Origin of the sequence: Lentzea fradiae (genome assembly GCF_900100955.1) — a bacterium.
In the GTDB taxonomy this organism is placed as follows: domain Bacteria; phylum Actinomycetota; class Actinomycetes; order Mycobacteriales; family Pseudonocardiaceae; genus Lentzea; species Lentzea fradiae.
In genome coordinates this window covers 146,661-171,338 of record NZ_FNCC01000017.1, presented here as the reverse complement: position 1 = coordinate 171,338, position 24,678 = coordinate 146,661, and the positions used below count along the sequence as shown (strand labels likewise).

Here is a 24,678-nt window from a genome sequence, read left to right as displayed (position 1 = left end):
GGCAGTTTCGGCACGCCGTTCCCCCGTCCGCCGACGACGCGGGCGGCATTCCCCCCGGCACCGCGTATCATCCCGAAACGCGTTGAGTAGCGGGGGTTTTGTGGCGAACGGCAGCACGAAGCGACGGCCCACCATCGGGATGGTCACCGCCGGTCCGCTCATCGAGCTCGCGGGTGAGCAGTGGCGCGGTGTGAGCGATGGCGCCCGGCATCTCGGTTGTGACCTCGTGTGCTTCGTCGGCAGCGAGATGAACCACCCGGACCCGCACCGGAGACGGGCGAACACGGTCTTCGACCTCGTCTCACCGAACAGGATCGACGCGCTCGTCGTGTGGACGACGCGCGTGGGGCAGCTCCTCGGTCCCGACGACCTGCAGGAGTACCTGCGGCGGTACGCGCCGGTGCCGATGGTCAGCGTCGAGACGACGCTCGGTCAGTGGCCGGCCATCCTGATGGACAACCGTCACGGCATGGAGCAGGCCGTGGACCACCTCATCGAGGTGCACGGCAAGCGCCGCATCGCGTTCGTGCGCGGGCCGCAGACGCACGCGGGTGCGCGAGAGCGGTTCCAGGGGTACCTGGACTCACTGCGCAAGCACGGTATTCCGGTCGATCCCGCACTCGTGACGATGCACGGTTCGTTCGTCTGGGACCCGGGCACCGCCGCCGAGGCCGTGCGGAAGATGATCGCGACCGTCGAGGAGCCGCCGGACGCGATCGCCGCGGCCAACGACGACTACGCGATCGGCGTGGTGTCCGCGTTGGAGGAACTGGGTTTCCGGACGCCGGAGGACGTCGCGGTCGTCGGGTACGACAACCACACGAACGTTCGCACGCACGACCTCGGGTACGTCACGGGAAGTCCGGTGTCGTGGGTGCTGCGGGACGTGAACATCGACGCGGCGACGCCCGCGTTCACCACCGTGCGGGCGCCGTTCCACGAGATGGGGTTCCGGGCGGCGGGGCTGGCGCTGGCGCTGGTGCGGGGTGAGCCGGTGCCCCCGTTGCAGACGATGCCGACCGAGCTGATCGTGCGGCGGTCGTGCGGGTGCCTGCCTTCCGGGCTCGGGGACCACGCTCCCGCGCACGGGCGGCTGACGCTGTCGGAGTCGGCGACGGCGGCGACCGTCGCGGACCACCTGCGCGAGTCGCTCGGGCAGTCGTCCGAGGCGTTACCGGACGGGTGGGCCGAGCAGCTGATCGTCGAGCTGCTGGCGGCGGGACGCGGTGAGGTCGAGGGTGCGGAGTTCCTGAAGCTGCTGGCGGAGTACATCCGTGCGAGTGCGCGCGCCGGGTGCGAGGCGGCGCGGTGGTGGCCGCCGTTGTTCGACCTGCACCGGTTCGTGACGACGCGCATCAGTGACGCGGCGATCATCAACGACCTGTGGTTGCGCGTGCAGCTCCTTGTCGGGGATGCGTTCGCCACGGACGCACGCTTCACGTATCTCTCGCACGAGCGTCACGACCAGACGGTTCGTGAAGCGGGACAACGGCTTATCGCGTCACGGGATGTCGACGAGCTGACGAAGGCCCTTGAGCACGAACTGCCGCGTCTCGGCATTCCCGGTTGCCACGTCATGGCGTACGAGACGGCGGGCACGGCGCGCGTGCTCGTCCGGTACGAGGACGCTGCTCTGAAAACCCCGCCGGACACACCGTTTCCGTCCATCAACCTCACGCCGTATCCGTTCCGGCGGGACAGGCCGTTCAGCGCGCTCGTCGCGCCGCTCTACACCGACGAGGACCACCTCGGGTACGTCGTCTTCGAAGAGGGGCCAGAACTCGGCTGGATGTACGAGGCCGTGCAGCAGCAGCTGAGCAGCGCACTGCGCAGCATCCGCTTGATGCAGGAGCTGAAGGACGCACGCGCACGGCTCGAAGAACGCGTCGGCGAGACCGAGGCGCAGTTGCGGCAGGCGCAGAAGATGGAGGCCATCGGCCGGTTGACCGGTGGCATCGCGCACGACTTCAACAACATCCTCACGGTCGTCAACGGCAACAGCGAGATGCTGCTGCGCCGCACACCACCGGACGACCCGCGCCGCATGGTGATCGAGGACATCCTGCACGCGGGCGAACGGGCCGCGAAGCTCACGCGGCAGCTGCTCGCGTTCACCCGCCAGCAGGTCCTGCACCCCGAGTCGCTCGACCTCAGGGAGAACCTGACGAAGGTCCACTCGATGCTGCGCACGCTCGTCGGCGACCACATCGAACTGGAGGTGGACCTGCCGGAGAACGTCGCACGGGTGTGGGCGGACGCGGGCCAGGTCGAGCAGATCCTGTTCAACCTCGCCGTCAACTCGCGTGACGCGATGCCCGACGGCGGCACGCTGCGCGTCTCGATCGCGAACGCCACCCTCGGCCCCGGCGACACCGGGCGGATCGTCGGCGTGCGGCCGGGCGAGTACGTGGTGCTGCGCGTGCAGGACACCGGCACGGGCATGACGCCGGACGTGCGGGCACAGGTCTTCGAGCCGTTCTTCACGACCAAGCCGGTCGGCAAGGGCACCGGTCTCGGCCTGTCGACGGTGTTCGGCATCGTGCAGCAGTCGGGCGGGCAGATCGACCTCACCAGCGCGCCGGGCCGCGGCACGACCGTCGCGGTCTACCTGCCGGTGCCCTCCCAACGCGGCGGCGCCCCGGAGCCGCCGTACGCGCGCCGGCCCGTCACGCACCGGGGCGCGGGGACGGTGCTGCTCGTCGAGGACGACGCCCAGGTCCGCGTGATGACCCGGCGCTCGCTGGAGACCGCGGGCTACGCGGTGGTCGAGGCGGGTGACGGGCAGCAGGCGCTGCAGCTGGCCACGGCGCACCGCAGCACGATCGACCTGGTGCTCACCGACGTCGTGATGCCGAAGATGGGCGGCCCCGAGCTGGTCAGGCTGCTGCGCTCGACCGGTGTCGCGCCCGCCGTGATCTACATGTCCGGCTACACGACCGACGAGGTCCTCGACGACGAGGTGCTGATCACCAAGCCGTACGCGGAGTCGGACCTGCTCGAACGCGTGCGGCAGGTGCTGGCTCAGTGAGCCCTGGCGCGGCGGGCGACCACGGCGCGGACCGTCTCGTCCAGCGCCTCGATGCGGAACGGCTTCTGCAGGTATCCCGCCACCTCGTGGCCCGCGAACCGGACCTCCAGCGCCGCGCGGTCGTAGCCGCTGGTCAGCACCACCGGCACGGTGAGGTCCTCGCGCTCCAGCTCGGCGAGCACCTCCTCGCCTGACAGGCCGGGCATGCTGTGGTCGAGCAGCATCACGCCGACCTCCGCGCGGCGTTCGCGCAGGATCGCGATGGCCTCGACGCCGTCACTCGCCTGCAGCACCGGGAAGCCGAGCTCCTCGAGCAGGCTGACGGTGTACCTCCGCACGGGGTCCTCGTCCTCGACCACGAGCACCAGCCCAGCTTGCGACATGCGGGCAAGTATGCCGGAACTTATTCGTTCCCTCAGCACCAGGTGCCGCGAAGATTTCGAGAATTCTCCACTAACTGCTCCATCAGGATGACATGGTCCATTTGGATCACACCATTCGTCGAGGGTCTGCGCTAACCTTCCCGACACCGCCGCCGCGCCACGCCGAGAAAGAGGCACCAGGAAAGGCCAACTCCATGCGCAAAGCGACGGCAGCAGCCGCTCTCGCCGTGCTGTTCTCATTGTCGTCCACGCCCGCACACGCCGACACCATTCCTGCGGAACGCGTGACGGTCGACGTGGTGACGGTGAACGGCTCCGGGTGCAAACAGGGCACCGCACAGGTGGTCGTGTCGGCTGACAACACCTCGTTCTGGGTGATCTACAGCGACTACCTCGCCCAGGCCGGCAAGGGCTCCCCGACGACGGAGATCCGGAAGAACTGCCAGCTCACCCTGCAGATCAACAGCCCGCAGGGCTTCACGTACGGCATCGCGGAAGCCACCTACGCGGGCTACGGGCACCTCGCTCGCGGCGCCACCGGCACCCAGGCCGTGAGCTACTACTTCCAGGGGCAGTCGGAGACGACCACCTGGAAGCACAACTTCACCGGCCCCTTCGACGACAACTGGTCGATCAGTCATCGAACGGAGTTCGACCAGATCGTCCACGCCCCGTGCGGTGAGAAGAAATATCTCAACGTGAACAGTTCTCTGCGCGTTGACAAGGGTACTTCCGATGCCAATTCCACGAGCTTCCTGACGATGGACTACACGCGTGGGGAAGCACGCACTCTGCACCACTTCTCGTGGAAGCGTTGCTGATTTTCTGACAGGCCGCCACCTGATTTTCCCGCCGCCGCCCCGTCCTGCGAGTTGCGTCGGAAAGGTGCACCATGCTCAACGCGGTTGCCGCTGCCCTGCTCACGTCGACCATCATCTTCCCGCCCGGTGGGGCTCCCAACGAGGTGCCGCCGCCCGACCACATCACGATCGACATCGTCACGGTCAACGGTTCCGGCTGCCCGGCGGGCACCGCGGCCGTCGCGGTGTCGGAGGACAACAAGGCGTTCACCGTCACCTACAGCGACTACCTGGCCCAGGTCGGCGTCGGTGCGGCGCCGACCGACTTCCGCAAGAACTGCCAGCTCAACCTGCGGGTGAACGTGCCGTCCGGCTTCACCTACGGCATCGCCCAGTCCGACTACAGAGGTTTCGCGCACCTGGAGCGCGGCGCCTACGCGATCCAGAAGGCCAACTACTACTTCCAGGGCATGTCGCAGAACGACCCGAAGCAGCACCGCTACAACGGGCCGCACAGCGACGACTGGCAGGCGACCGACACCACCGAGATCGCCGCGATCGTCTACCACCCGTGCGGGGAGAAGAGGAACTTCAACATCAACACCGAGCTCCGCGTGTACCCCGGCACCTCGAACACGTCCACCACGACCAGCTTCATCTCGATGGACTCGACCGACGGCGCCATCAACACGACCTACCGGTTCAGCTGGCTGACCTGCCGCTGATAGTGCTCAGGGGCAGCGCTCCGCGAGCAGTGCCCCCTGTAGTGCCGTGACTACCGCACGCGTCCGCACGGACGTGTGCGGTAGCACATATGTGAGAGGAGCGGCGTACCGATTCGCGTGCGCGGGCGTCTTACCCCCTGACGGGGCCGGTCGGGGTGAAGGGGCAGCCCATGCAAACCGCTGCATACGCGCAGTACGGTGAGGATCGGAAGGCTCACAGGGGAGGTCGGATCCTGACCACGACGCTGCTCCCGGCCAGACGGTCGAAGGGGACCGCCGACGGCTCGCGCTGGCCGCTCGGTGGCGACTACCGCCAGGTCCTCGCCGACGTCGTGCTGATCCTGCTCGCCGTGCTCGACGTGTGGCTGTTCGCGTTGTGGCTGGAGGCCGACCCGATCACGGACCTCCCGCCCGTCGAGAGCTACCAGCTGTGGTTCAACTGGATCGCGGTCGGCGCGCTGGTGCTGCGCCGCCGGTTCCCGTTCGTCACACTCGTGCTGACCATCCCCGGCTTCTTCGTCGGCTGGTCGCAGCTGGCCGCGATGATCGCGCTGTACTCGGTGGCCCGCCGCTACGTCGGCGGCTGGCAGACCGGTTTCGCCGCGGCGCTGGTGTGGCTGTGCCGGTTCGTCGCGTGGCCGTTCGACGAGCTGCTCGAACGCCCGGCGTCCGGGCACTTCCACTCGGCGATCTACGGCTTCCTCGTGGCGGGCCTGCCGATCGCGATCGGCCTGCTGGTGCACGCCCGGCAGGAGCTGTCGGACCGGATCGTGGAGCTGGCCGAGTCACGTGAGCGAGAACGGGTGCTGCACGCGCACGCCATCCGCGCCGACGAACGCGCGAAGCTCGCCCGCGAGATGCACGACGTCGTGTCGCACCAGGTGAGTCTCATCGCGATGCAGGCGGGCGCGTTGCGCATGGCCGTCGCGGACGCCGAACACAAGCAGGTCGCGGGCACGATCCGCATGTTGTCGACGCGCACGCTGGACGAGCTGCGTCACCTCGTGTCGGTGCTGCGCACGACCGACGACAACGTCCAGCCGGGCGTCGGTGAGCTGCCCGAGCTGGCCGCGGACGCGGGCTTCGAGGTGAAGATCCAGCTCAAGGGGCCGGTCGAGGACCTCGCCACACCGGTGTCCGGCGCGGTGTACCGGACGGTGCAGGAGGCCCTCACCAACATCCGCAAGCACGCCGTGGGATCGAGCGCGACGGTGCTCATCGACGCCCAGTACGACGACAACGTGCAGGTCGAGGTGCGCAACACCGCGCCGTCGAGCCCGTCGTCGGCGTTGCCGGGCGGTGGCCACGGCCTGGTCGGCCTGCGCGAGCGCGCCACGCTGCTCGGTGGCGAGTTCTCGGCGGGGCCGACCGAGGACGGCGGCTTCCTGGTGACGGCGTCGTTCCCGAAGGAGCGCGTCGTCAGCGATTGAACCGCCGGAACGCGCGGAACGACTGCTTGGGCTCCAGCCGGTACGGCGAGTTGTCGTCCTCGAACCGTTCACGGACGGTGCGCAGCAGGCTGTACGACGCCATGTCGAAGTCGAGGTCGCGGCGCTCCGGGTGGTGCGGTGAGTCCGGGGTGATGACCGAGTACAGGTGCGCGCCCGCCAGCCCTTCCGCGCGGAAGACGCGGAGCATCCGCGCGATGTGGTCTGCCTGCTCGCGTTCGTCGCGCACCACGCCGGGTCTGACCACCGGCGGCTCGGCCTCCCAGTCGACGACGTCCCAGCCCATGCCGCCGGCCCGGGCGGCACCGGTGAACGTGCAGCAGCCGAACTCCAGCACCATGACGGGCTTGTCCCACCGCCGGTACTGGGCGAGGTCCGGCGCGTACTCGGCATCGGTGTCGTAGAAGGCGTAGTAGTCGAGGCCGACGACGTCGAACATCGACCAGTCGGTCCACGACGCGTCGGCTCCGGCGGCGGCACCGTAGGTGATCCGGCCGCGGAACTCGCGGCGGCTCACCTCGACCGCCCGTGCCAGGAAGTCGCGGAACCGCGCGATGACCCGCGGCCACTCGGTGTCCGGCAACGACGCGATGTTCTCGATGCGCTCCATGAAGGAGTCTCCGGGGATGATCCCCGGCGTGAACAGGAAGTGCTCGCAGCCGGTCACGAACGTGACGTCGTCGCCGGTGCGCCGACGCTCCGCGGCACGGGCGGCCTCGGCCATGTGCGCGAGCACCTCGTCCTGCGGGTGGTCGTAGAGCCGCGGCTGGACGAACACCTCCATGCCGTGGCGCAGCGCCGCGTCGGTCGTCTCGGCGAGCCTGCCGAGGTCGGTGCCGAACGCCGTGATGGACGGGCAGCGCAGGTCGTGCGCGATCATCCCGATCTCCCGGTCGAGCTGCCGGCGGCTCCACCGCACCCGGCTCGACGGGTCCCCCGGCGCGTGCAGGACGCCCGTGTCGTAACAGACCCCGCCCCGCCACCTCCTGCCCGCCTGCCGGCTGCCTGGATGCCCCGTGCCCGCCGACGCCGTGCCCGTCCCCATGCCCGCGAGCACCGCCGCACCCGCCACGGCTCGCAGGAACCCCTTCCGGCTGATCATGGTTCCCCCTGGACTAGTTGCTCAACTAGGATGCTGTTCATGCAACCAGAAAACCGGCCGGGCGACCAGAAGCGCAGCTTCATCGAGGACGCCCGGCGCGCGCAGATCGTCGCCGCGACCATCGCCACGATCACCGAGGTCGGCTACGCGAAGGCGTCGTTCGTGCGGATCGCGCAGCGCGCGGGCATCAGCCCCGGCCTGATCACGTACCACTTCGCCAAGCGCGAGGAGCTGATGAAACAGGTCATGCTGACCGTCCACGGCTCGATGGACGCGGCGCTGACCGCACGCACCGAGAACGCCGACGGCTACGTCTCCGCGTTGCGGTCCCTCGTCGAGGGCTTCGTGCACTACTGCGCCGAGCACCCGGCCGAGCTGGTCGCCATCGGCCAGATCGCGACGGCCGCGCGCGACGCCGAGGCCGCCAGGACGTGGGCGGAGGAGCAGAACGCCAAGGCGCTGACGGAGCTGGAGGACATGTTCCGCGAGGGCCAGGAGGCCGGGGAGCTGCGCGAGTTCGCGCCGCGCGTCATGGCGGTGGCGGTGATGGCGGCGATGGAGGCGACGCCGGCCGAGCTGATGGCCCGGCCGGACACCGACGTCTCCCGGTACGCGACGGAGCTCGCGGACCTGTTCGACCGCGCCGTCAGGAAGGTTTAGACGCCAGCGACGCGGCCAGCGCTGCCGCCGCTCCGAGCACCCCGCACGTGAGCGCGACCGGCATCGTCGGCTCGTGCTCCAGCAGCACGGACACCAGCAGCCACACCGCGAGCCCCAGCCCGAGCCCGAGCGGCACCGACGCGACCACCGCGGCGATCCCGGTCTGCCTGCGCCGCAACGCCCGCAGGTTCGACTCCAGGTACGCGAACGTGAAGAGCAGCAGCAGAGCCGACCCGGAGCCCATGATGCTCAGCCACGGCGTCTGATTCGAGACGAGCAGGAACTCCCGCCCGTCGACCGAGGCCGTCACCGCGCCACCGACGACCCACCGCGCGGCACCCGGCAGCTCGAACCCGTCCGCCGTGCGCGCGACGTTCGCGAGCTCGAAGCCCGCGAGGCTCACGACCAGCTGCGTGCCCTGCTCCTGCACGGGATCGGCGAGACTCTGGATCACCCGCGGCAGCTCGCGGCCGGTGGCCAGGAACGGCGCCACGACCATCGCCACCAGCGCGACCGCCGCCACCAGCCACAGCAGCCACGGCGACGACGGCGGCTTGAGCACCTGAGCGGCCGGCACCAGCGTGCTGCTGCCGCTCAGCCGCGCGGCCGGGACCGCGTCGACCAGCGTGGCGCGGACCGGTTGCCGGGTGAGGGACACCGTGTCGCGTTCCACCGGCCGCAACGTCCGGCGCGTGGACGACGAGGACACCTGCGGCGCGAGGTGCACGGGCATGTTCAGGCGCACCAGCCAGTCAGGACCGAACAGGTGGCCCGCCGCGCCTGCGAGGTCGATCGCGAACGTCTCGGCGTTGCGATAGCGAGCCTGCGGGTCCCGCGCGATGCTGCGCATCACCACGCCCGTCAGTGGTTCCGGCACGTTCGGCAACGGCCGCGGGTCCTGGTAGACGCGCTTCTGGATCATCGCGAGCGGCCCGCCTCCGCGTTCGAACGGCAGGTCGCCGCACAGCAGCTCGTAGAGCATCGTGCCGGTCGCGTAGACGTCGGCGGCGGGCGACAACGGGTTGCCCATCGCCTGCTCCGGCGCGATGTAGGCGGGCGTGCCGAGCACCGCGCCGCCGTGCGTCACGAGCGTCGCGCCCTCCGACACGACCTGGGAGATGCCGAAGTCCGCCACCTTCACCACCCCGCCGGAGGTGAAGAGCAGGTTCTTCGGCTTCACGTCGAGGTGCAGCACGCCCGCCTCGTGCGCCGCGTGCAGACCGGACAGCGCCGCCAGCACGATCCCGCACGACTGCTGCGCGGTGAGACCGTCGCTCGCGAACCGCGACCACACGGTGCCGCCGTCGAGGCGTTCCATCACCAGCAGGTGCTCGCCCTGCTGCCGGACGTAGTCGTAGACCGGGACGATGTGCGGGTGGTCGAGCCGGGCCAGCAACCGCGCCTCGTGCTCGAAGCGCTCGCTCATCCGCGGGTCCTCCGCCACCGCCCGCGGCAGCCGTTTGATCGCCACGGGACGGCCGAGCTGACGGTGCACGCCGCCGTAGACGACGCCCATGCCGCCCTCGCCGATCTGCTCGCCGACGACGTACTGGGGCAGGGCCGCGGCCAGGCCGGGCTGGTTCACCGCGGAATCCTCACCGTGTCCACATCGGACAACGGCCGCTGCTCGACCGGGTGCGGTGTCACGTACCCGAGCAGCAACGCCGCCGCGGCCGCGCCGACGATGAACGGGATCTCGGCCGTGGGCGACGGCGCCACCAGCCGCAGCACCGACAGCGAGATCACCGCGACGAGCCCTGTACCGATCCCGGCGGGCAGGAAGCGCATGGCGCGCTGCCACCGGTTCGGCGGCAGGCGCCTGCGGGCCAAGGCGATCAGCGCGCCCGCCCACGACAACGCCGTCAGCACCAGCACGCCCAGCCCGAACGCGCCGTAGACCGACCACAGCGAACCCTTGACGTCACCGCTCGTGGTGATGGAGGCGATGGTCTCCCGCTGGACGTCGACGACCTCGATCTCGACCGGCAGCAGCCCGATCGCCTGCGACCCGAGGTCGGACGGGTCGAGCGGGAACGACCGCGTCTCGACGGACCTCGGCGGGACGTCGAACGGAACCGTTGTGTCGTAGGCGAAGAAGGTCAACGCGAGCGCGCTGCCGCTGATCCGCACCGTCTTGACGCGCTGCACGGTGTCGGTGCCGTTGCGAACCGTGATGGAGATCTTCGACGTCTCCGCCGGGTCGAGCACCAGGGTGCCGATCCCGACCGGCCTGCCGTCCACATCGGCCTCGAGCAGCACGGAACCACCCTGCGCGGCGGCTGCCGGCGACAGCAGCATAATTCCGCACCACAGCAGTAAACCTGCACCGGCCAAGCGACGTCTCACTAGAGCACCTTAGGTTTTGATCCGGGGAGTTGGAATGCGGTCATCAGTGTTACTCGTGGCGTTCGCAGCCGGTGTTACGGCGCTCGCCGCCGCGCCGGCACTGGCCCAGCAGCAAGCTGTGGTGACCGCGGCGCCGCAGCCTGCCACAGCAGGCGGCCCCGTGACCATCTCCTGGAGCGGATTCGTCACCTGCCGCGGCGTGGGCATCCTCTTCACCCTCGACGGCGGCCCGCTCACGGCGGCCCCCTCGGCCTCCTCGGGGTCGGTGAACGCCACCGTCCCGGCGGGCACGAGCCCAGGGTCGCACAAGATCGAGGCCCGGTCCACGAACACCAAGTGCGGGACCGGTGGCACGGAGCTGCGCGTCGTCGTGGCGCCTCCGGTCACCACGGCACCCCCGCCGCCCGTCACGGTTCCGCCGACGGTCCCGCCCGTCACGGTCCCGCCCGTGACCACCCGGCCGCCCGTCGTCACGACCACCACTGCGCCGACGACGACCACGACGACGGAGACGCCCTCCTCTTCTGCCACGCCGTCGTCCACCGACGCGCTGAGCAGCCCCACCGGTGAGGGCGTCCTGCTGCTGGACAAGGAGAACATCCAGCCCGGCGAGGACCTGACCGCGATGGGCACCGGCTGCCCCAAGGGCGCCACCGTCCGGCTCCAGTCGCTCGGCCAGGAGGTCGGCAGCACCGTCGCCGACGACAACGGCGAGTTCCGGTCGACGCTGAAGTTCGAGAGCATCGAGCCCGGCAGGCACAAGGTGCGCGCCGACTGCGGCATCACCCTGGTCGGCAACGTCGACGTGACGCTGTCGAGCTCGTCGGGCGGCACGACCGGCACGCTGGTGGTGCTGTTGTTCTTCCTGCTGATCGGGGCCGCGATGGTGCGCCGCCAGTTCGCCGGTCTGCGCCGCTGACCCTGTCGAGAACAACGCAGAAGGTCCCCTCCGCGGCGGAGGGGACCTTCTGCGTTGACCTTGTTCGAACCCGGAGCCTACGGCTCCTCGCGCTGACGGCGCAGCTTGGCGAGAGCCTCTTCGAGGATCGCCTCGCCGTCCGCATCGGAACGGCGTTCCTTCACGTACGCGAGGTGCGTCTTGTACGGCTCGTTGCGCGGAGGCGCGGGTGGCGTCTGCTCGTCACGACCTGCCGGCAGGCCGCAGCGCGGGCAGTCCCAGTTCTCCGGAACCTCCGCGTCGACCGCGAAGGAAGGCCGGGACTCGTGACCGTTCGCGCACCAGTACGACACCCGACGACGGGGCGCGGACTCGCCGCGCTCCGACTCACCCATCGGGCCTGCGCCGACGCGGGTACCGCGAATCGCGTTACCACCGGACATCGACCGTTACACCCCCACCAAGTGGTTACCCCAAGCCCCGGAGGGCTTCTGCCGCTGAACGGTTGATCAGGCTCCGGGGAGCTTGACCAGCAGCCCGATGCCCACGATGGCGATGACCCAGACCGCGCCGACGAACAGCGTCAGGCGGTCGAGGTTCTTCTCGACAACGGAGGAACCGGACAGACTCGACTGCATACCGCCGCCGAACAGCGAGGACAGGCCGCCACCACGGCCGCGGTGCAGCAGCACGAGCAGCACCAGCAGCACGCTGGTAACGATCAACAGGATCTGCAGGAACAGGATCATTTCTTCCTCGCTGTCAGGCAGCCGACGCCATAGAGTACCTGTTCGACTGCCGAACGTGTGCAACCAGTGGTGTTAGTGAGCAATCCAGATCAACTTAGGGTAGAGGCCCGCCGGCAGCCAATGCGCAGAGCTTGGTGAATTCATCCGCCTGCAGGCTCGCTCCGCCGACGAGAGCACCGTCGACGTCCTTCTGCTGGATCAGCTCGCCGATGTTGGACGACTTCACCGAGCCGCCGTAGAGCACGCGCACGACGGCCGCGGTCTCCTCGCCGTACTTCTCCGCCACGTACGAGCGGACCAGCGAGCACACCTCCTGCGCGTCGGCGGACGACGCGGTCTTGCCCGTGCCGATCGCCCACACCGGCTCGTAGGCGAACACGACCTTGGCGACCTGCTCGGCGGTGAGGCCCTTCAGACCGTCCTCCAGCTGCTGGCGCACCAGCTCCAAGTGGCCCTTGGCCTCACGCACGTCGAGCTTCTCGCCGAAGCAGAAGATCGGGGTGACCTCGTGCTTGAGCGCGGCCTTGACCTTCGCGTTGACGACCGCGTCGGTCTCGCCGTGGTACTCGCGGCGCTCGGAGTGGCCGACCACCACGTAGTGGCAGCCGAGCTTCTTGAGCATCGGGCCGGACACCTCACCGGTGTAGGCACCGGAGTCGTGCCGCGAGATGTCCTGCGCGCCGTACTTGATCAGCAGCTTGTCGCCGTCGACCAGCGTCTGGATGCTGCGGATGTCGACGAACGGCGGGAGGACGGCCACCTCGACCTTGGCGAAGTACTTCTCCGGCAGGGAGAAGGCGATCTTCTGCACGAGGCCGATCGCCTCGAGGTGGTTGAGGTTCATCTTCCAGTTGCCCGCGATGAGCGGGAGCCGGGCTGCCATCAGGACTCCAAGACGCTGATGCCGGGGAGCTCCTTGCCCTCCAGGAACTCGAGGGAGGCGCCACCACCGGTGGAGATGTGCGAGAAGCCGTCCTCGGGCAGGCCGAGGGCCCGCACCGCGGCGGCCGAGTCGCCACCGCCGACGACGGTGAACGCGTCCGACTTCACGAGGGCCTCCGCGACGGCACGGGTGCCGCCGGAGTAGGTCTCGATCTCGAAGACGCCCGTGGGGCCGTTCCAGAACACGGTCTTGGCGTCGGCGAGCTTCGACGCGAACAGCTCGCGGGACTTCGGGCCGATGTCGAGGCCCATCTTGTCCGCGGGGATCGCGTCGGTGCCGACGACCTCGTGCTCGACGTTGCCGAACTCGGCGGTGACGAGCACGTCGACCGGGAGCACGAGCTCGACGCCGCGCTTCTCGGCCTCCGCGAGGAAGCCCTTCACCTGGTCGAGCTGGTCCTCCTGGAGCAGCGACGTGCCGACCTCATGGCCCTGGGCCTTGAGGAACGTGTACGCCATGCCGCCGCCGATGAGCAGCTTGTCGACCTTGCCCAGCAGGTTCGCGATGACGCCGAGCTTGTCGGAGACCTTCGCGCCGCCGAGCACCACGACGTACGGGCGCTCCAGGTCGTCGGTGAGCTTGCGCAGCACACCCAGCTCGGCCTCGACCAGTCCGCCGACGTAGGCGGGCAGCTTGCTCGCCACGTCGTAGACCGACGCCTGCTTGCGGTGCACGACACCGAAGCCGTCGGACACGAACGCGTCGGCGAACGACGCCAGCTCGTCGGCCAGCTCCTCGCGCTCCGCGTCGACCTTGGAGGTCTCGCGGGCGTCGAAGCGGACGTTCTCCAGCATGACGACGCCACCGTCGGTCAGCGCGCCGACCACGGACGTGGCGGACGGGCCGACGAGGTCGCTCGCGAGCGGGACCTCGGCACCGAGCAGCTCACCGAGGCGGGCGACGGCGGGCGCGAGGGAGAACTTCGGGTCCGGCTCGCCCTTGGGGCGGCCGAGGTGGGCGGTGACGACCACGCGGGCACCCGCGTCGGCGAGCGCCTTGATCGTCGGCACCGACGCGCGGACGCGGCCGTCGTCGGTGATCTTGTCTCCGTCGAGGGGGACGTTCAGGTCGGCGCGCACGAGGACGCGCCGACCCGAGACACCCTCGGCGAGCAGGTCGCTGAGAGTCTTCACTGACTTCCCGTCCCTGCTCAGATCTTGGAGGCGACGAGCTTGACGAGGTCCGCGAGGCGGTTGGAGTAGCCCCACTCGTTGTCGTACCAGCCGACGACCTTGACCTGGTTGCCGATGACCTTGGTCAGCGGCGCGTCGTAGATGCACGAGTGCGGGTCGGTGACGATGTCGGCCGACACGATCGGGTCCGTCGAGTACTTGAGGATGCCGGCCAGCGGGCCGTCGGCGGCGGCCTTGTACGCGGCGTTGACCTCGTCCACGGTGACCTCGCGCTTGAGCGTGACGGTCAGGTCGGTGGCGGAGCCGGTGGGGATCGGCACGCGCAGCGCGTAGCCGTCCAGCTTGCCGTTGAGCTCCGGCAGCACCAGGCCGATGGCCTTCGCGGCACCCGTGCTGGTGGGCACGATGTTCAGGGCTGCGGCGCGGGCGCGACGCAGGTCCTTGTGCGGCGCGTCCTGCAGGTTCTGGTCCTGCGTGTACGCGTGGATCGTGGTCATGAGGCCCTGCTCGATGCCGAAGCTGTCGTTCAGGACCTTGGCCAGCGGCGCGAGGCAGTTCGTGGTGCAGGACGCGTTCGAGATGACGGTCTGCGAACCGTCGTACTTCTCCTCGTTGGCGCCGAGGACGACCGTCAGGTCCTCGCCCTTGGCGGGCGCGGAGATGATGACCTTCTTGGCGCCACCCTCGTCGACGTGCTTGCGCGCGGCGGGGGCGTCGGTGAAGAAGCCGGTGGACTCGACGACGACGTCGACGCCGAGGTCCTTCCACGGCAGGGCGCCGGGGTCGCGCTCGGCGAGGGCCTTGATGACCTTGCCGTCGACGGAGATGCCCTCGTCGGTCACCTGCACGTCGGCGTCCAGACGACCCAGGATGCTGTCGTACTTCAGCAGGTGGGCCATCGTGGCGACGTCACCGAGGTCGTTGAACGCGACGATCTCGATGTCGTGGCCGCCGGCCCTCACGGCGCGGAAGAAGTTGCGCCCGATCCGGCCGAAACCGTTGACACCTACACGAACCGTCACGACTGACTCCTTGCGTTCAGCTTGGTAGGAACACGCCCACCCTAGCCGGAGAACTGCGTCGCTGGTCACAGGGATAGTCAGTATCTCTTGATCGAACCAGACAAACTGGGTCTGACTAGGCCGTTCGGCGGCGTGAGGCGCGGAGCATCCAGAGGTAGGCGCTCAGCTCCTCCGCGGCCTCCGCGGCGGTGCGGCACGCCTCCGGGCTGTCCTCCGCCGCGCCCTCGCCCACCACGGCCGTGATCCGCGCGAGCCACTCGTCCACCACCTGCCGGTCGCTCGGCGGCACGAGCCGCGAACCGGTCCCCTGGTCCTGCTTCCCCGTCATGACGAAATGGTGTCCGCGCCCGGCGAGACGGTTCAATACTCCGAAACAGCGGCTGTTACGGCTCGTTACACAGCGGTACGGTCACTGTCCATGACGGCCATCGCCGCCTGCGCGACCTGTCGCACCCCGCTTTCCGAAGCCGCTCAAGGACGCCGTTACTGCTCCAACGCGTGCCGCCAGCGCGCCTACCGCGAACGCGCCTCCACGCGCGGCGAGGCGCCACCCGGTTCGACGCTGCCGAGGCCGCTCGACAGCTTCGTGGGCCGCCGCGAGGAGCTGGCGGCGCTCGCGCGGCTCGGCTCGGCGCGGCTCGTGTCGCTGGTGGGGCCCGCCGGGGCGGGCAAGACGAGGCTGGCCGCGCAGCACGCGGGCAGGCGCGCGGACCAGGTGTGGTGGGCCGCGCTGGCCCCGGTCTCCGACGCCGTCGGGGCGATCCACCAGGCGGTCGGCGCGCACCGGCTGCCCAACCGCTCGGTGCTCGACTCGGTGGTCGCCGAGGTCGACCGGCACCGGCGCCCGTTGCTCGTGCTGGACAACTGCGAGCACCTGCTGGCCGAGGTCGCCGGCGTGGTGGCGGAGCTGCTGGACCGGTGCCCGCAGCTGCGCGTGCTGGTGACGTCGCGGGAACCGCTGCGGCTGGCGGGCGAACGCGTCTTCGCGGTCGGGGAGCTGGGCCTGCCGCCCGTGGACGCCGACGTCGCCGAGGCGCTGCGCCACGACGCGGTGGTGCTGTTCCGCGACCGCGCCGTGGCCGTGGACCGCTCGTTCGAGATCGACGCGTCCAACGTCGCGGACGTGGTCGCCGTGTGCCGGTCGCTCGACGGGATGCCGCTGGCCGTCGAGCTGGCCGCGCGCCGCATCACGGTCCTCTCCCCCGCCGACGTCCTGGCCAGGCTCGGCGACCGGCTGGCGCTGCTCACCGGCGGCCCCCGCACCGCCGACGACCGCCACCGGACCCTGCGCGCGGCGATCGGCTGGAGCTACGACCTCCTCTCCCCCGCCGAACAGGCCGCCTGCCGCCGCCTCGCCGTCCTCGGCGTCCCGTTCGACCTGGGTGTCGCGAGCGCGGTGTGCGACGTGGACGACGCCCTGGAGCTGCTGGCGGGGCTGGAGCAGAAGTCGCTGCTGGTGGTCGACCGGGCCGACGGGCACGTGACGTTCCGGCAGCTCGAGTCCGTGCGCCTGTACTGCCGTGAACGGGCCGTGGAGTGCGACGAGGTCTCCCTCGTGGCGGACCGCGTGGTCGAGTGGGTGTGCTCGGTCGTCGAGCCGGAGATCTCCCGCTTCTTCCCGGCGCCGCCCGTGGTGCTGCGCCTGGAGCGCAACGCCGGGCTGATCGAGCTGGCCGTGACCCGCACCGCGGAGCTGAGCGACTGGCCCCGGCACGCGCTCACCGTCGTCGCCACCGCGTACACGTCCACGCCCCGCGGGCCGCGCGGCGCCCCCACCGAGCTGCTGCACAGCGCTCTGACCAGGCCCGTTCCCCCGGCGTACCGCAGCGTCCTGACGGTGCTCACGGCGATGCACCACCGCATCCGCGGCGGCTGGGAGGCGACCCGCCGCTTCGCGCGGGAGTCGCTGGAGATCGAACGGGCGGGCGCGGGCCGCCCCGGCACGCTGGCCCGCGCGCTGGAGGTGCTGGCCTCCGCCGAGGCCCACGTCGGCGACCAGCGGGAGGCGTGGCGGCTGTTCGACGAGGCCGTGGACCTCATGCGCGGGCCGGGCGACAAACTCGCGCGGGCCGTCCTGCTCAACTCCTACGGCTGGACCCTGCTGCAACACGGCGAAGCCGAACTGGCGGAGCCGCTGGTGCGCGAGTCGCTGACCTTGATGCGCCTGGTCGGCCTGCCGCACATGCTGAACTCGACCCTGCACACGGCGGGCGCGATCGCGTTGGCGCGCAAGGACTTCGACGAAGCCGTGGTGCTGTTCCGGGAGAGCCTGCAACGGGGCTCCGCGCACCCGATGGACCAGTTCTACGACCTGGAAGGGCTCGCGCTGGGCTTCGTCGGCGTGGGAGCCGACGACGAACGCGCGCTGTCGCTCTTGACCGCGGCGTCCGTGGTCCGCACCCGCTTCGACTTCCGCGCCGAGCCGTACTGGCAGACGTTGCTCGACCGGGCGAGGGACGTGTGCCGCGACCGCGTCCCGGCCGCCAGACTGCGCGCCGCCGAGTCGATGGGCGAACGCATGTCGCTGGCGCAGGCCGTGGCCTACGCCCTGGCCGACCCACCCGGCGCCGACGCGGGCGAGGGCCTGGTCTCGGCGCGCGAGCTGCACGTCGCGAGCCTGGTGGCCGAGGGCCTGACGAACCGGCAGATCGGGCAACGGCTGGGGATCTCACCCCACACCGTCGCCCGTCACGTGACGCAGGCCAGGTCGAAGCTGGGCCTGCGGTCACGAGCCCAGCTCGCCGTCTGGGCGGGCAGGCACACGCCCTGACGGCCGGAGGCAGTCGAGAGCGGTCCGGAGGCGGTCGGGTGGCGAACCGGAGGGCGAGCAGAGGCGGCCGGAGAGACGACGCCTGGCCGAACCCCGCCCGCCGGTCCCGCCCAGCTGCTTTGCCCGGCCGGACCCGGCCGGTCAGACCTCGGCTTCGAGCATCTCGGCCGTGACCGCGGACTCCGTGTCCGGCAGCCCCAGGTCCTTGGCCCGCTTGTCGGCCATCGCGAGCAGGCGCCTGATCCGGCCGGCGACCGCGTCCTTGGTCATCTGCGGGTCGGACAGCTGCCCGAGCTCCTCCAGCGACGCCTGCCGGTGCGCCAGCCGGAGCTGGCCCGCCGCGGCGAGGTGGTCCGGTGCCTCCGGGCCGAGGATCTCGAGCGCCCGCGCGACCCTGGCCGCCGCGGCGACCGCCGCCCGCGCTGACCGGCGCAGGTTCGCGTCGTCGAAGTTCGCGAGCCGGTTCGCGGTGGCGCGGACCTCACGCCGCATCCGGCGTTCCTCCCAGGCCAGCACGCTGTCGTGCGCGCCGAGCTTGGTCAGCATGGCGCCGATCGCGTCGCCGTCTCGTATCACCACGCGCTCGGCGCCGCGGACCTCGCGGGACTTGGAGGCGATGCCCATCCTGCGGGCGGCGCCGACCAGTGCGAGCGCCGCCTCCGGGCCCGGGCAGGTGATCTCCAGCGAGGAGCTGCGGCCCGGTTCGGTGAGCGAGCCGTGGGCGAGGAACGCCCCGCGCCACGCCGCCTCCGCGTCGCACACGCCCCCGGACACGACGGGGGCGGGCAGGCCGCGGACCGGGCGGCCGCGCGGGTCGAGCAGGCCCGTCTGGCGCGCGAGACCCTCGCCGTCCTTCACCACGCGCACGACGTAGCGGGTGCCCTTGCGCAGGCCGTTCCCCTGGATCGTGAAGACCTCGGCGTGGTGGCCGTAGAGGGCCTGGATCTCCTTGAGGAGACGGCGCGCGGCCGACCCCAGGTCGAGCTCGGCCTCGACGACGACCCTGCCCGACACGATGTGCAGCCCACCGGCGAACCTGAGCAGCGACGAGACCTCCGCGCGGCGGCAACAGGTCTTGGATACCGCGAGCCTGCTCAGCTCGTCCTTGACCGCCGACGTCATCGCCACGGGCTCGTCCCTCCCACTCCGGTCTCCTCGACCACCTGCCTCAGGCAACTGGCGAGCGCCTCCGGATCATGCCTGTCCGCGGCGTCCGGTGCGGCGATCTTCGCCAGATGCGTCCGCGCCCCCAGCGCCGAGGCGGCTCGCGTCAGCCGGTCCGGGGTGGGGACCGAGTCGACGTCCGCGATCACCGCGTCCACCTTCAGCTCGGGTGCGTGCTCGCAGACTACGTCCAAGTGGCGCTCCGGAGAGAAACCGGCCGTTTCCCCCGGTTGGGGGACGAGGTTGAGCACGAGGGCCTTCTTGGCGGGCGTGCGCACCAGCGCGTCGAGCAGCTCGGGCACCAGCAGATGCGGCAACACGCTGGTGAACCACGATCCCGGGCCGAGTAACACAAGATCGGCGTCAAGTACAGCCTGCACCGCTTCCGGGCAGCCCACAGGTCGCCCGTTCGGGGAGGTCAGCCGGATGCGCTGCACCAGGCCCGGTGTCGTCGCGATGGCGACCTGGCCGCGGATGCGCCGGACGTCCGTCACGTCCTCGTCGAGCCCCATGACGTCGGCCTCGATGTCTAGCGGGTCGTTCGACATCGGCAGCACCCGCCCCCGCACGCCGAGCAGCCTGCTCGTCACGTCGAGCACCGCGACCGGGTCGCCGAGCTGCTCCAGCAGCCCGGCGATCACCAGGTTGCCGACGGCGTGGCCGGCGAGCGCGCCCGTGCCGCCGAAGCGGTGCCCGAACAGCGCCGCCCACCGCCTGCTCGACTCGTCGTCCCCGGCCAGCGCCGCCATCGCCTTGCGCAGGTCGCCCGGCGGCAGGAGGTGGGAGAGCTCACGCCGCAACCGCCCCGACGAGCCCCCGTCGTCCGCGACGGTCACCACGGCCGTCACGTCGTCGGTGACCCGCTTGAGCGCGCTCAGCGTCGCGTGCAGACCGTGCCCGCCGCCCAAAGCAACAGCTTTCAACTTCGTCACTCGCGTCCCAGATCCCTGTGCACGACCTTCACGGCCATGCCGTCCTCGCTCGCCAGCCTCGCGGCCAGCTCTTCGCTCAGGGCCACACTGCGGTGCTTGCCACCCGTGCAGCCGATCGCGAGCGTCAGGTAGCGCTTGCCCTCACGCCGGTACCCGGCGCCGATCAGCCTCAGCAGCTCGTGGTACCGATCAAGGAACTCGTCCGCGCCCTCCTGGGACAGCACGTAGTTGCGCACCTCACCATCCAGGCCCGTCTGCTCGCGCAGCTCGGGGATCCAGAACGGGTTGGGCAGGAACCGCACGTCCATGACGAGGTCGGCGTCCATCGGCAGCCCGTACTTGTAGCCGAAGCTCAGCACGGTGACCCGCGTCCTGGTGGCCGCCTCGGTGCCGAACGTGTCCTCGATCTTGGCGCGCAGCTGGTGCACGCTCAGCGCGGACGTGTCGAGCACCAGGTCCGCCTCCTGCTTGAGCGGTGTCAGCAGGATGCGCTCGGCCTCGATGCCGTCCTGCAACCGCCCGTCGCCCTGCATCGGGTGACCACGCCGCACCGCCTCGAACCGGCGGATCAGCACCGCGTCCGTGGCCTCCAGGAAGAGCACGCGCGGCTTGTACCCGCGCGCGTCGAGGTCCTTGATGATGGCGGACAGGTCCTCGGTGAACGCGCGGCTGCGCACGTCCATGACGACAGCGACCCTGGTGATGGCCCCGCGCGCCTGGGCGCCGAGCTCCACCATCGTGGCGATCAGCTCCGGGGGCAGGTTGTCGACGACGAACCAGCCCAGGTCCTCCAGGCACTTGGCCGCTGTGCTGCGGCCCGCGCCGGACAGCCCGGTCACCACGGCGACTTCGATGCCGGACTTCTCCGCGTTCACGACTACGACTCCGTTACCTGTTCGGGAGCGCCCTCAGGCGCTGCTCGGGTGCTTTCCGCTCGGGGGTGGGCGCGCCGGGGCGCGCCGCTTCTCTCATGGTGAGTCTCCCTCGACACGGCCGTCCGGTGCGGCAGGTTGGGCGATTGGAGCAGGCGAGCCGTGGCCGCGATCACGATCTCCGCCCGCGTGCGGGAGACCGGGCGGGGTGGGTGAGAAGCGCGGGTCGGGTGAGAAGGGCGGGGCGGGTGGGGCTGGTGGGCCGGTGCCGGCCCGAGGGGCGGCGATGGCGCGAACCGCTGGGCAGGTGGAGCCGGTCGCTGTGGGCGCGGGGACTGTGGGCGCGGGGACTGTGGGCGCGGGGACTGTGGGCGCGGGGGCTGCGGGGAGCGAGGGCTGCGGGGAGCGGGGGCAGCTGCGGGCGGACTGCCGAGGCCGCGGGTCGAGCCGTGCGGCTCGGGTGCGACGCCCGCCGTGACCGGGTACGACAGCCAGGCACCACGGGCGCGGTGGGAACGGCGCCCGGTCCAGCGGGAGCCGCGCCAGGCCAGGATCACCCTTCAGCCGCGGCATCGCACTTCCGCCTCGGTCCGACCGTCCACACGCCACTGTCGCGCCACGACTCCACATCAGCCACCGCCGACGCGTCCTTCGGCGACGCCCGAGCGGCACCGGACCGGCGGTGCCCACCTCGAACCTCCCGCGCGGCCACTCGCCTCCCGCGTCACGGCTTCGTCTCCGACGACGCCACGCCCGGCGATCCCACCGGCTCCACCGGGCCGGACGAGGTCGCGGCGGGCGTCGCCAGGCTGGCCACCACGGCCTCCGCTGTGCGGCGGCCCACGCCGGGTACGCCGCTGATCTCGTCCACCGTGGCCTGGCGCAGCTTCTTCACCGAGCCGAAGTGCTTGAGCAGCGCGGCTTTGCGGGTCTCGCCCAGGCCCGGCACGCCGTCCAGCTCGGAGGCGGTCATGCGCTTCGAGCGCTTCTGGCGGTGGTAGGCGATGGCGAAGCGGTGGGCCTCGTCACGGACTCGTTGCAGCAGGTACAGCGCGTCGCTGGTGCGGGGCAGGATGACCGGGTCCGGCTCGCCGGGGACCCAGACCTCCTCCAGGCGCTTGGCCAGGCCGACCACGGCGACGTCGGTGATGCCCAGCTCGGCCAGCACGTCGGCCGCCGCCGCTGCCTGGGGGGCCGCGCCGTCGACCACCAGGAGGTTGGGCGGGTAGGCGAACTTGCGGGGTTTGCCGGTCTCCGGGTCGATGCCGGGCTTGGAGCCGGGGTCGGCGGAGGCGGTCTCGCGCAGCATCGCCTGGAAGCGGCGGCGGACCACCTCGGCGATCGACGCCACGTCGCCCTCGGTGGCGGCCTCGCGGACGGCGAAGCGGCGGTACTCCGACTTGCGGGCCAGGCCGTCCTCGAAGACCACCAGGGACGCCACCACGTCGGTGCCTTGGACGTGGCTGATGTCGATGCACTCGATGCGCAGCGGCGCGGTGTCGAGGGCCAGTGCGTCCTGGATCTCCTGCAGCGCGGCGGAACGGGCCGTCAGGTCGCCCGCGCGGCGGAGCTTGTGCTGGGCGAACGCCTCGGAGGCGTTGCGCGCCACCGTCTCCATCAACGCGCGCTTGTCACCTCGTTGTGGCACGCGGATTCCCACGCGGGAGCCGCGTTGTTCGGACAGCAGGTCTTCCAGGGCCGCCGCGTCGTCCGGGAGGACGGGTACGAGCACCTCGCGCGGGGTGCTTTCCGCGTTGTCGCCGTAGAACTGCATGATGAACTGGTCGACGATCGCCGCGTCGTCGACCGCCTCGACCTTGTCGACCACCCAGCCGCGCTGGCCGCGCACCCGGCCGCCGCGCACGTGGAAGACCTGGACCGAGACCTCCAGCTCGTCCTGCGCGAACGCCATCACGTCCGCGTCCGTGCCGTCGCCGAGCACCACGGCCTGCTTCTCCATCGCGCGCCGCAACGCGCCCAGGTCGTCGCGCAGGCGCGCGGCGCGTTCGAACTCCAGCTCCTCGGCGGCCGCCGTCATCTCGCGTTCGAGCCGGCGGATCATGTGGTCGGTCTTGCCCGCCAGGAAGTCGCAGAAGTCGAGCACGATGTCGCGGTGCTCGTCGGCCGAGACCTTGCCCACGCACGGCGCCGAGCACTTGTCGATGTAGCCGAGCAGGCACGGGCGCCCGATCTGGTTGTGGCGCTTGAAGACACCCGCCGAGCACGTGCGCGCGGGGAACACCCGCAGCAGCAGGTCGAGCGTCTCGCGGATCGCCCACGCGTGCGCGAACGGGCCGAAGTACCGCACGCCCTTCTTGCGCGGGCCGCGGTACACGTGCAGCCGCGGGTACTCCTCGTGCAGTGTGACGGCGAGCACCGGGTACGACTTGTCGTCGCGGTACCGGACGTTGAACCGCGGGTCGAACTCCTTGATCCAGTTGTACTCCAGCTGGAGCGCCTCGACCTCGGTGGTGACGACGGTCCACTCGACGGAGGCCGCCGTCGTCACCATCTGGCGCGTGCGCGGGTGCAGACCGGCGAGATCCGCGAAGTAGGAGTTCAGCCTGCTGCGCAGGCTCTTCGCCTTGCCGACGTACACGACCCGGCCACCGGCGTCGCGGAACTTGTAGACGCCGGGAGCCTCAGGGATCGTGCCCACCGCGGGGCGGTACGTCGAGGGATCTGCCACGCCGTCAAGACTATCGACGGGGTCCGACAAAAACGGAAAGGGTCAGGCCAGGACGACCTGGCCGCCGTCGACCTTCACGGCCACCGCCCTCAGCCCGGCCGTGGCGGGCCCCTTCTTGACGGAGCCGTCCGCCGGGGAGAACTGGCTGCCGTGCGAGGGGCAGGTGATCGAGCCGCCGGACGGTTCCGCGACGATCGCGCCCTGGTGCGGGCACGTCGCGTCGAACGCCTTGACCTCGGTCGCGGACACGCGCACGACGACGATCTTCTTGCCGCCCGCGCCGTCGACGACGGCACCGCCGCCCTCCGGCACGTCCGCGAGCGCGACGAGGGCACCGCCACCGCCGGACGAGTCCTGTCCCGGCTGGGAGCCGTCCTGGTCCGGAGTGGTGGTGCCGGAGGACCCGGAGCTGCACGCCGTCACGAGGCCGCTGGGCACCGCGAGGGCGACGACGATTCCGCACAGGGCCGTCCGCCGGGTGACCGGGCTTTCGGTGTTCACGACCGTTCCTCCGTGGTGGTGGGTGTTCGGGGTCACACCACAGCATTACGTGAATTCACGGAGGAGAGTTCAGCCGAGACGCCGATGCACAGCAAACGCACAGGTGTCAGGAGAGGAGCAATTCCTCACCCGAAAGCGTGATTTCCACCTCCGAAAGACCGGTCGTCGCAGGTCCTTTGCGCACGGAGCCGGTCTCCGGGTCGAACGCGCTCCCGTGCAACGGGCAGGTGATCACCCCGCCGGTGGGCGGGTTCACCAGCGACCCCACGTGCGGGCAGGAGGGGTCGAACGCGCGGAATTCACCTGGTCGAGGCTGGACGACGAGCAGCTGGGCGTTGCCGGGCATGTCGACGAGCACCCCGCCGCCGACCGGCACCGACGCCGCGGGCGTGACGCGGTCGCCGGGGCGGGCGGAGCCGACGCCGCCCGTCTTGCGGGGCGCGGACTCGCCGCAGGCGCTCAGGGCGGCGGCGACGAGCCCGCACATCAACACAGATCGACGGTTCACGGACG

23 protein-coding genes are annotated in these 24,678 nt (G+C 70.7%); 7 read left to right on the top strand and 16 right to left on the bottom strand.

Annotation, left to right across the window (positions count from 1 at the left end):
* The first annotated feature begins 100 nt into the window (after positions 1-100).
* Positions 101-3,028: a substrate-binding domain-containing protein gene (locus BLT23_RS33895; protein WP_090057493.1), complete on the top strand. Its 2,928-nt coding sequence runs from the start codon at positions 101-103 to the stop codon at positions 3,026-3,028.
* Here BLT23_RS33895 and BLT23_RS41110 read toward each other — a convergent pair.
* Positions 3,022-3,411, bottom strand: coding sequence for a response regulator (locus tag BLT23_RS41110; protein ID WP_176947050.1), 390 nt, complete (start codon positions 3,409-3,411; stop codon positions 3,022-3,024). The two genes, BLT23_RS33895 and BLT23_RS41110, sit on opposite strands and share 7 nt — an antisense overlap.
* Before the next feature lie 101 nt (positions 3,412-3,512).
* Here BLT23_RS41110 and BLT23_RS33885 point away from each other — a divergent pair, with 101 nt between their 5' ends.
* The 3 genes from BLT23_RS33885 to BLT23_RS33875 all read left to right on the top strand — a co-directional run bounded on the left by BLT23_RS33885 (position 3,513) and on the right by BLT23_RS33875 (position 6,366).
* Positions 3,513-4,232, top strand: coding sequence for a DUF4360 domain-containing protein (locus BLT23_RS33885; protein WP_245744483.1), 720 nt, complete (start codon positions 3,513-3,515; stop codon positions 4,230-4,232).
* A gap of 71 nt (positions 4,233-4,303) precedes the next feature.
* Positions 4,304-4,936, top strand: coding sequence for a DUF4360 domain-containing protein (locus tag BLT23_RS33880; protein WP_090057484.1), 633 nt, complete (start codon positions 4,304-4,306; stop codon positions 4,934-4,936).
* Between the two features lie 170 nt (positions 4,937-5,106).
* Entirely contained in the window at positions 5,107-6,366 is a 1,260-nt protein-coding gene (locus BLT23_RS33875) for a sensor histidine kinase (protein WP_090057481.1), read from the top strand.
* Here BLT23_RS33875 and BLT23_RS33870 read toward each other — a convergent pair.
* A complete protein-coding gene (locus BLT23_RS33870) occupies positions 6,356-7,486 on the bottom strand; it encodes a glycoside hydrolase family 113 protein (protein WP_176947049.1) in 1,131 nt (376 codons plus the stop codon). The two genes, BLT23_RS33875 and BLT23_RS33870, sit on opposite strands and share 11 nt — an antisense overlap.
* 39 nt (positions 7,487-7,525) lie before the next feature.
* On the opposite strand from BLT23_RS33870, the gene BLT23_RS33865 reads away from it, so the two are divergent.
* Complete coding sequence (locus tag BLT23_RS33865; protein ID WP_176947048.1) at positions 7,526-8,146, top strand: TetR/AcrR family transcriptional regulator; 621 nt, start codon at positions 7,526-7,528, stop codon at positions 8,144-8,146.
* Here the strand turns inward: BLT23_RS33865 and BLT23_RS33860 are convergent.
* Both BLT23_RS33860 and BLT23_RS33855 read right to left on the bottom strand, forming a co-directional pair.
* Positions 8,133-9,731, bottom strand: a complete 1,599-nt coding sequence (locus BLT23_RS33860; RefSeq protein WP_090057458.1) for a serine/threonine-protein kinase — start codon at positions 9,729-9,731, stop codon at positions 8,133-8,135. The genes BLT23_RS33865 and BLT23_RS33860 overlap by 14 nt on opposite strands.
* Positions 9,728-10,444, bottom strand: a complete 717-nt coding sequence (locus BLT23_RS33855) for a hypothetical protein (RefSeq protein WP_245744482.1) — start codon at positions 10,442-10,444, stop codon at positions 9,728-9,730. Before BLT23_RS33855 ends, BLT23_RS33860 begins: the two co-directional genes overlap by 4 nt.
* A 103-nt stretch (positions 10,445-10,547) precedes the next feature.
* Between BLT23_RS33855 and BLT23_RS41890 the strand changes: the two genes are divergently transcribed.
* On the top strand, positions 10,548-11,411 hold the full coding sequence (locus BLT23_RS41890) for a hypothetical protein (protein WP_245744480.1): 864 nt from the start codon (positions 10,548-10,550) through the stop codon (positions 11,409-11,411).
* 77 nt (positions 11,412-11,488) lie between these two features.
* Here the strand turns inward: BLT23_RS41890 and BLT23_RS33845 are convergent, their stop codons facing one another.
* From BLT23_RS33845 to BLT23_RS33820, 6 genes are all read right to left on the bottom strand, one after another.
* Positions 11,489-11,833: an RNA polymerase-binding protein RbpA gene (locus BLT23_RS33845; protein ID WP_030470277.1), complete on the bottom strand. Its 345-nt coding sequence runs from the start codon at positions 11,831-11,833 to the stop codon at positions 11,489-11,491.
* Positions 11,834-11,899: 66 nt separating this feature from the next.
* Entirely contained in the window at positions 11,900-12,139 is a 240-nt protein-coding gene (secG, locus tag BLT23_RS33840) for a preprotein translocase subunit SecG (protein ID WP_090057452.1), read from the bottom strand.
* 94 nt (positions 12,140-12,233) lie between these two features.
* The gene (tpiA, locus tag BLT23_RS33835; protein WP_090057448.1) at positions 12,234-13,022 is read right to left on the bottom strand and encodes a triose-phosphate isomerase; all 789 of its coding nucleotides are present in this window, start codon (positions 13,020-13,022) and stop codon (positions 12,234-12,236) included.
* Entirely contained in the window at positions 13,022-14,215 is a 1,194-nt protein-coding gene (locus tag BLT23_RS33830; protein WP_176947047.1) for a phosphoglycerate kinase, read from the bottom strand. Before BLT23_RS33830 ends, tpiA begins: the two co-directional genes overlap by 1 nt.
* 17 nt (positions 14,216-14,232) lie before the next feature.
* Positions 14,233-15,237 (bottom strand): type I glyceraldehyde-3-phosphate dehydrogenase, encoded by a 1,005-nt coding sequence (gap, locus tag BLT23_RS33825; protein WP_090057446.1) that lies wholly within the window; start codon positions 15,235-15,237, stop codon positions 14,233-14,235.
* A 115-nt stretch (positions 15,238-15,352) separates the two neighbouring features.
* Positions 15,353-15,565 (bottom strand): hypothetical protein, encoded by a 213-nt coding sequence (locus BLT23_RS33820; protein ID WP_090057443.1) that lies wholly within the window; start codon positions 15,563-15,565, stop codon positions 15,353-15,355.
* 90 nt (positions 15,566-15,655) lie between these two features.
* Here BLT23_RS33820 and BLT23_RS33815 point away from each other — a divergent pair, with 90 nt between their 5' ends.
* Positions 15,656-18,007, top strand: coding sequence for an ATP-binding protein (locus tag BLT23_RS33815; protein WP_143036130.1), 2,352 nt, complete (start codon positions 15,656-15,658; stop codon positions 18,005-18,007).
* Positions 18,008-18,148: 141 nt separating this feature from the next.
* On the opposite strand, the gene whiA is transcribed toward BLT23_RS33815, so the two are convergent.
* The 6 genes from whiA to BLT23_RS33785 form a co-directional block, all read right to left on the bottom strand.
* Positions 18,149-19,135: a DNA-binding protein WhiA gene (whiA, locus tag BLT23_RS33810; RefSeq protein WP_090057437.1), complete on the bottom strand. Its 987-nt coding sequence runs from the start codon at positions 19,133-19,135 to the stop codon at positions 18,149-18,151.
* The gene (locus tag BLT23_RS33805) at positions 19,126-20,094 is read right to left on the bottom strand and encodes a gluconeogenesis factor YvcK family protein (RefSeq protein WP_090057627.1); all 969 of its coding nucleotides are present in this window, start codon (positions 20,092-20,094) and stop codon (positions 19,126-19,128) included. The genes whiA and BLT23_RS33805 overlap by 10 nt, the downstream gene beginning before the upstream one ends.
* A 5-nt stretch (positions 20,095-20,099) precedes the next feature.
* Positions 20,100-20,957, bottom strand: coding sequence for an RNase adapter RapZ (gene rapZ, locus BLT23_RS33800; RefSeq protein ID WP_176947055.1), 858 nt, complete (start codon positions 20,955-20,957; stop codon positions 20,100-20,102).
* Positions 20,958-21,699: 742 nt separating this feature from the next.
* Positions 21,700-23,664, bottom strand: a complete 1,965-nt coding sequence (gene uvrC, locus BLT23_RS33795; protein WP_090057431.1) for an excinuclease ABC subunit UvrC — start codon at positions 23,662-23,664, stop codon at positions 21,700-21,702.
* Positions 23,665-23,706: 42 nt separating this feature from the next.
* A complete protein-coding gene (locus tag BLT23_RS33790; protein ID WP_090057429.1) occupies positions 23,707-24,165 on the bottom strand; it encodes a Rieske (2Fe-2S) protein in 459 nt (152 codons plus the stop codon).
* A 106-nt stretch (positions 24,166-24,271) separates the two neighbouring features.
* Entirely contained in the window at positions 24,272-24,673 is a 402-nt protein-coding gene (locus tag BLT23_RS33785) for a Rieske (2Fe-2S) protein (RefSeq protein WP_218133967.1), read from the bottom strand.
* Between the last annotated feature and the right edge of the window lie 5 nt (positions 24,674-24,678).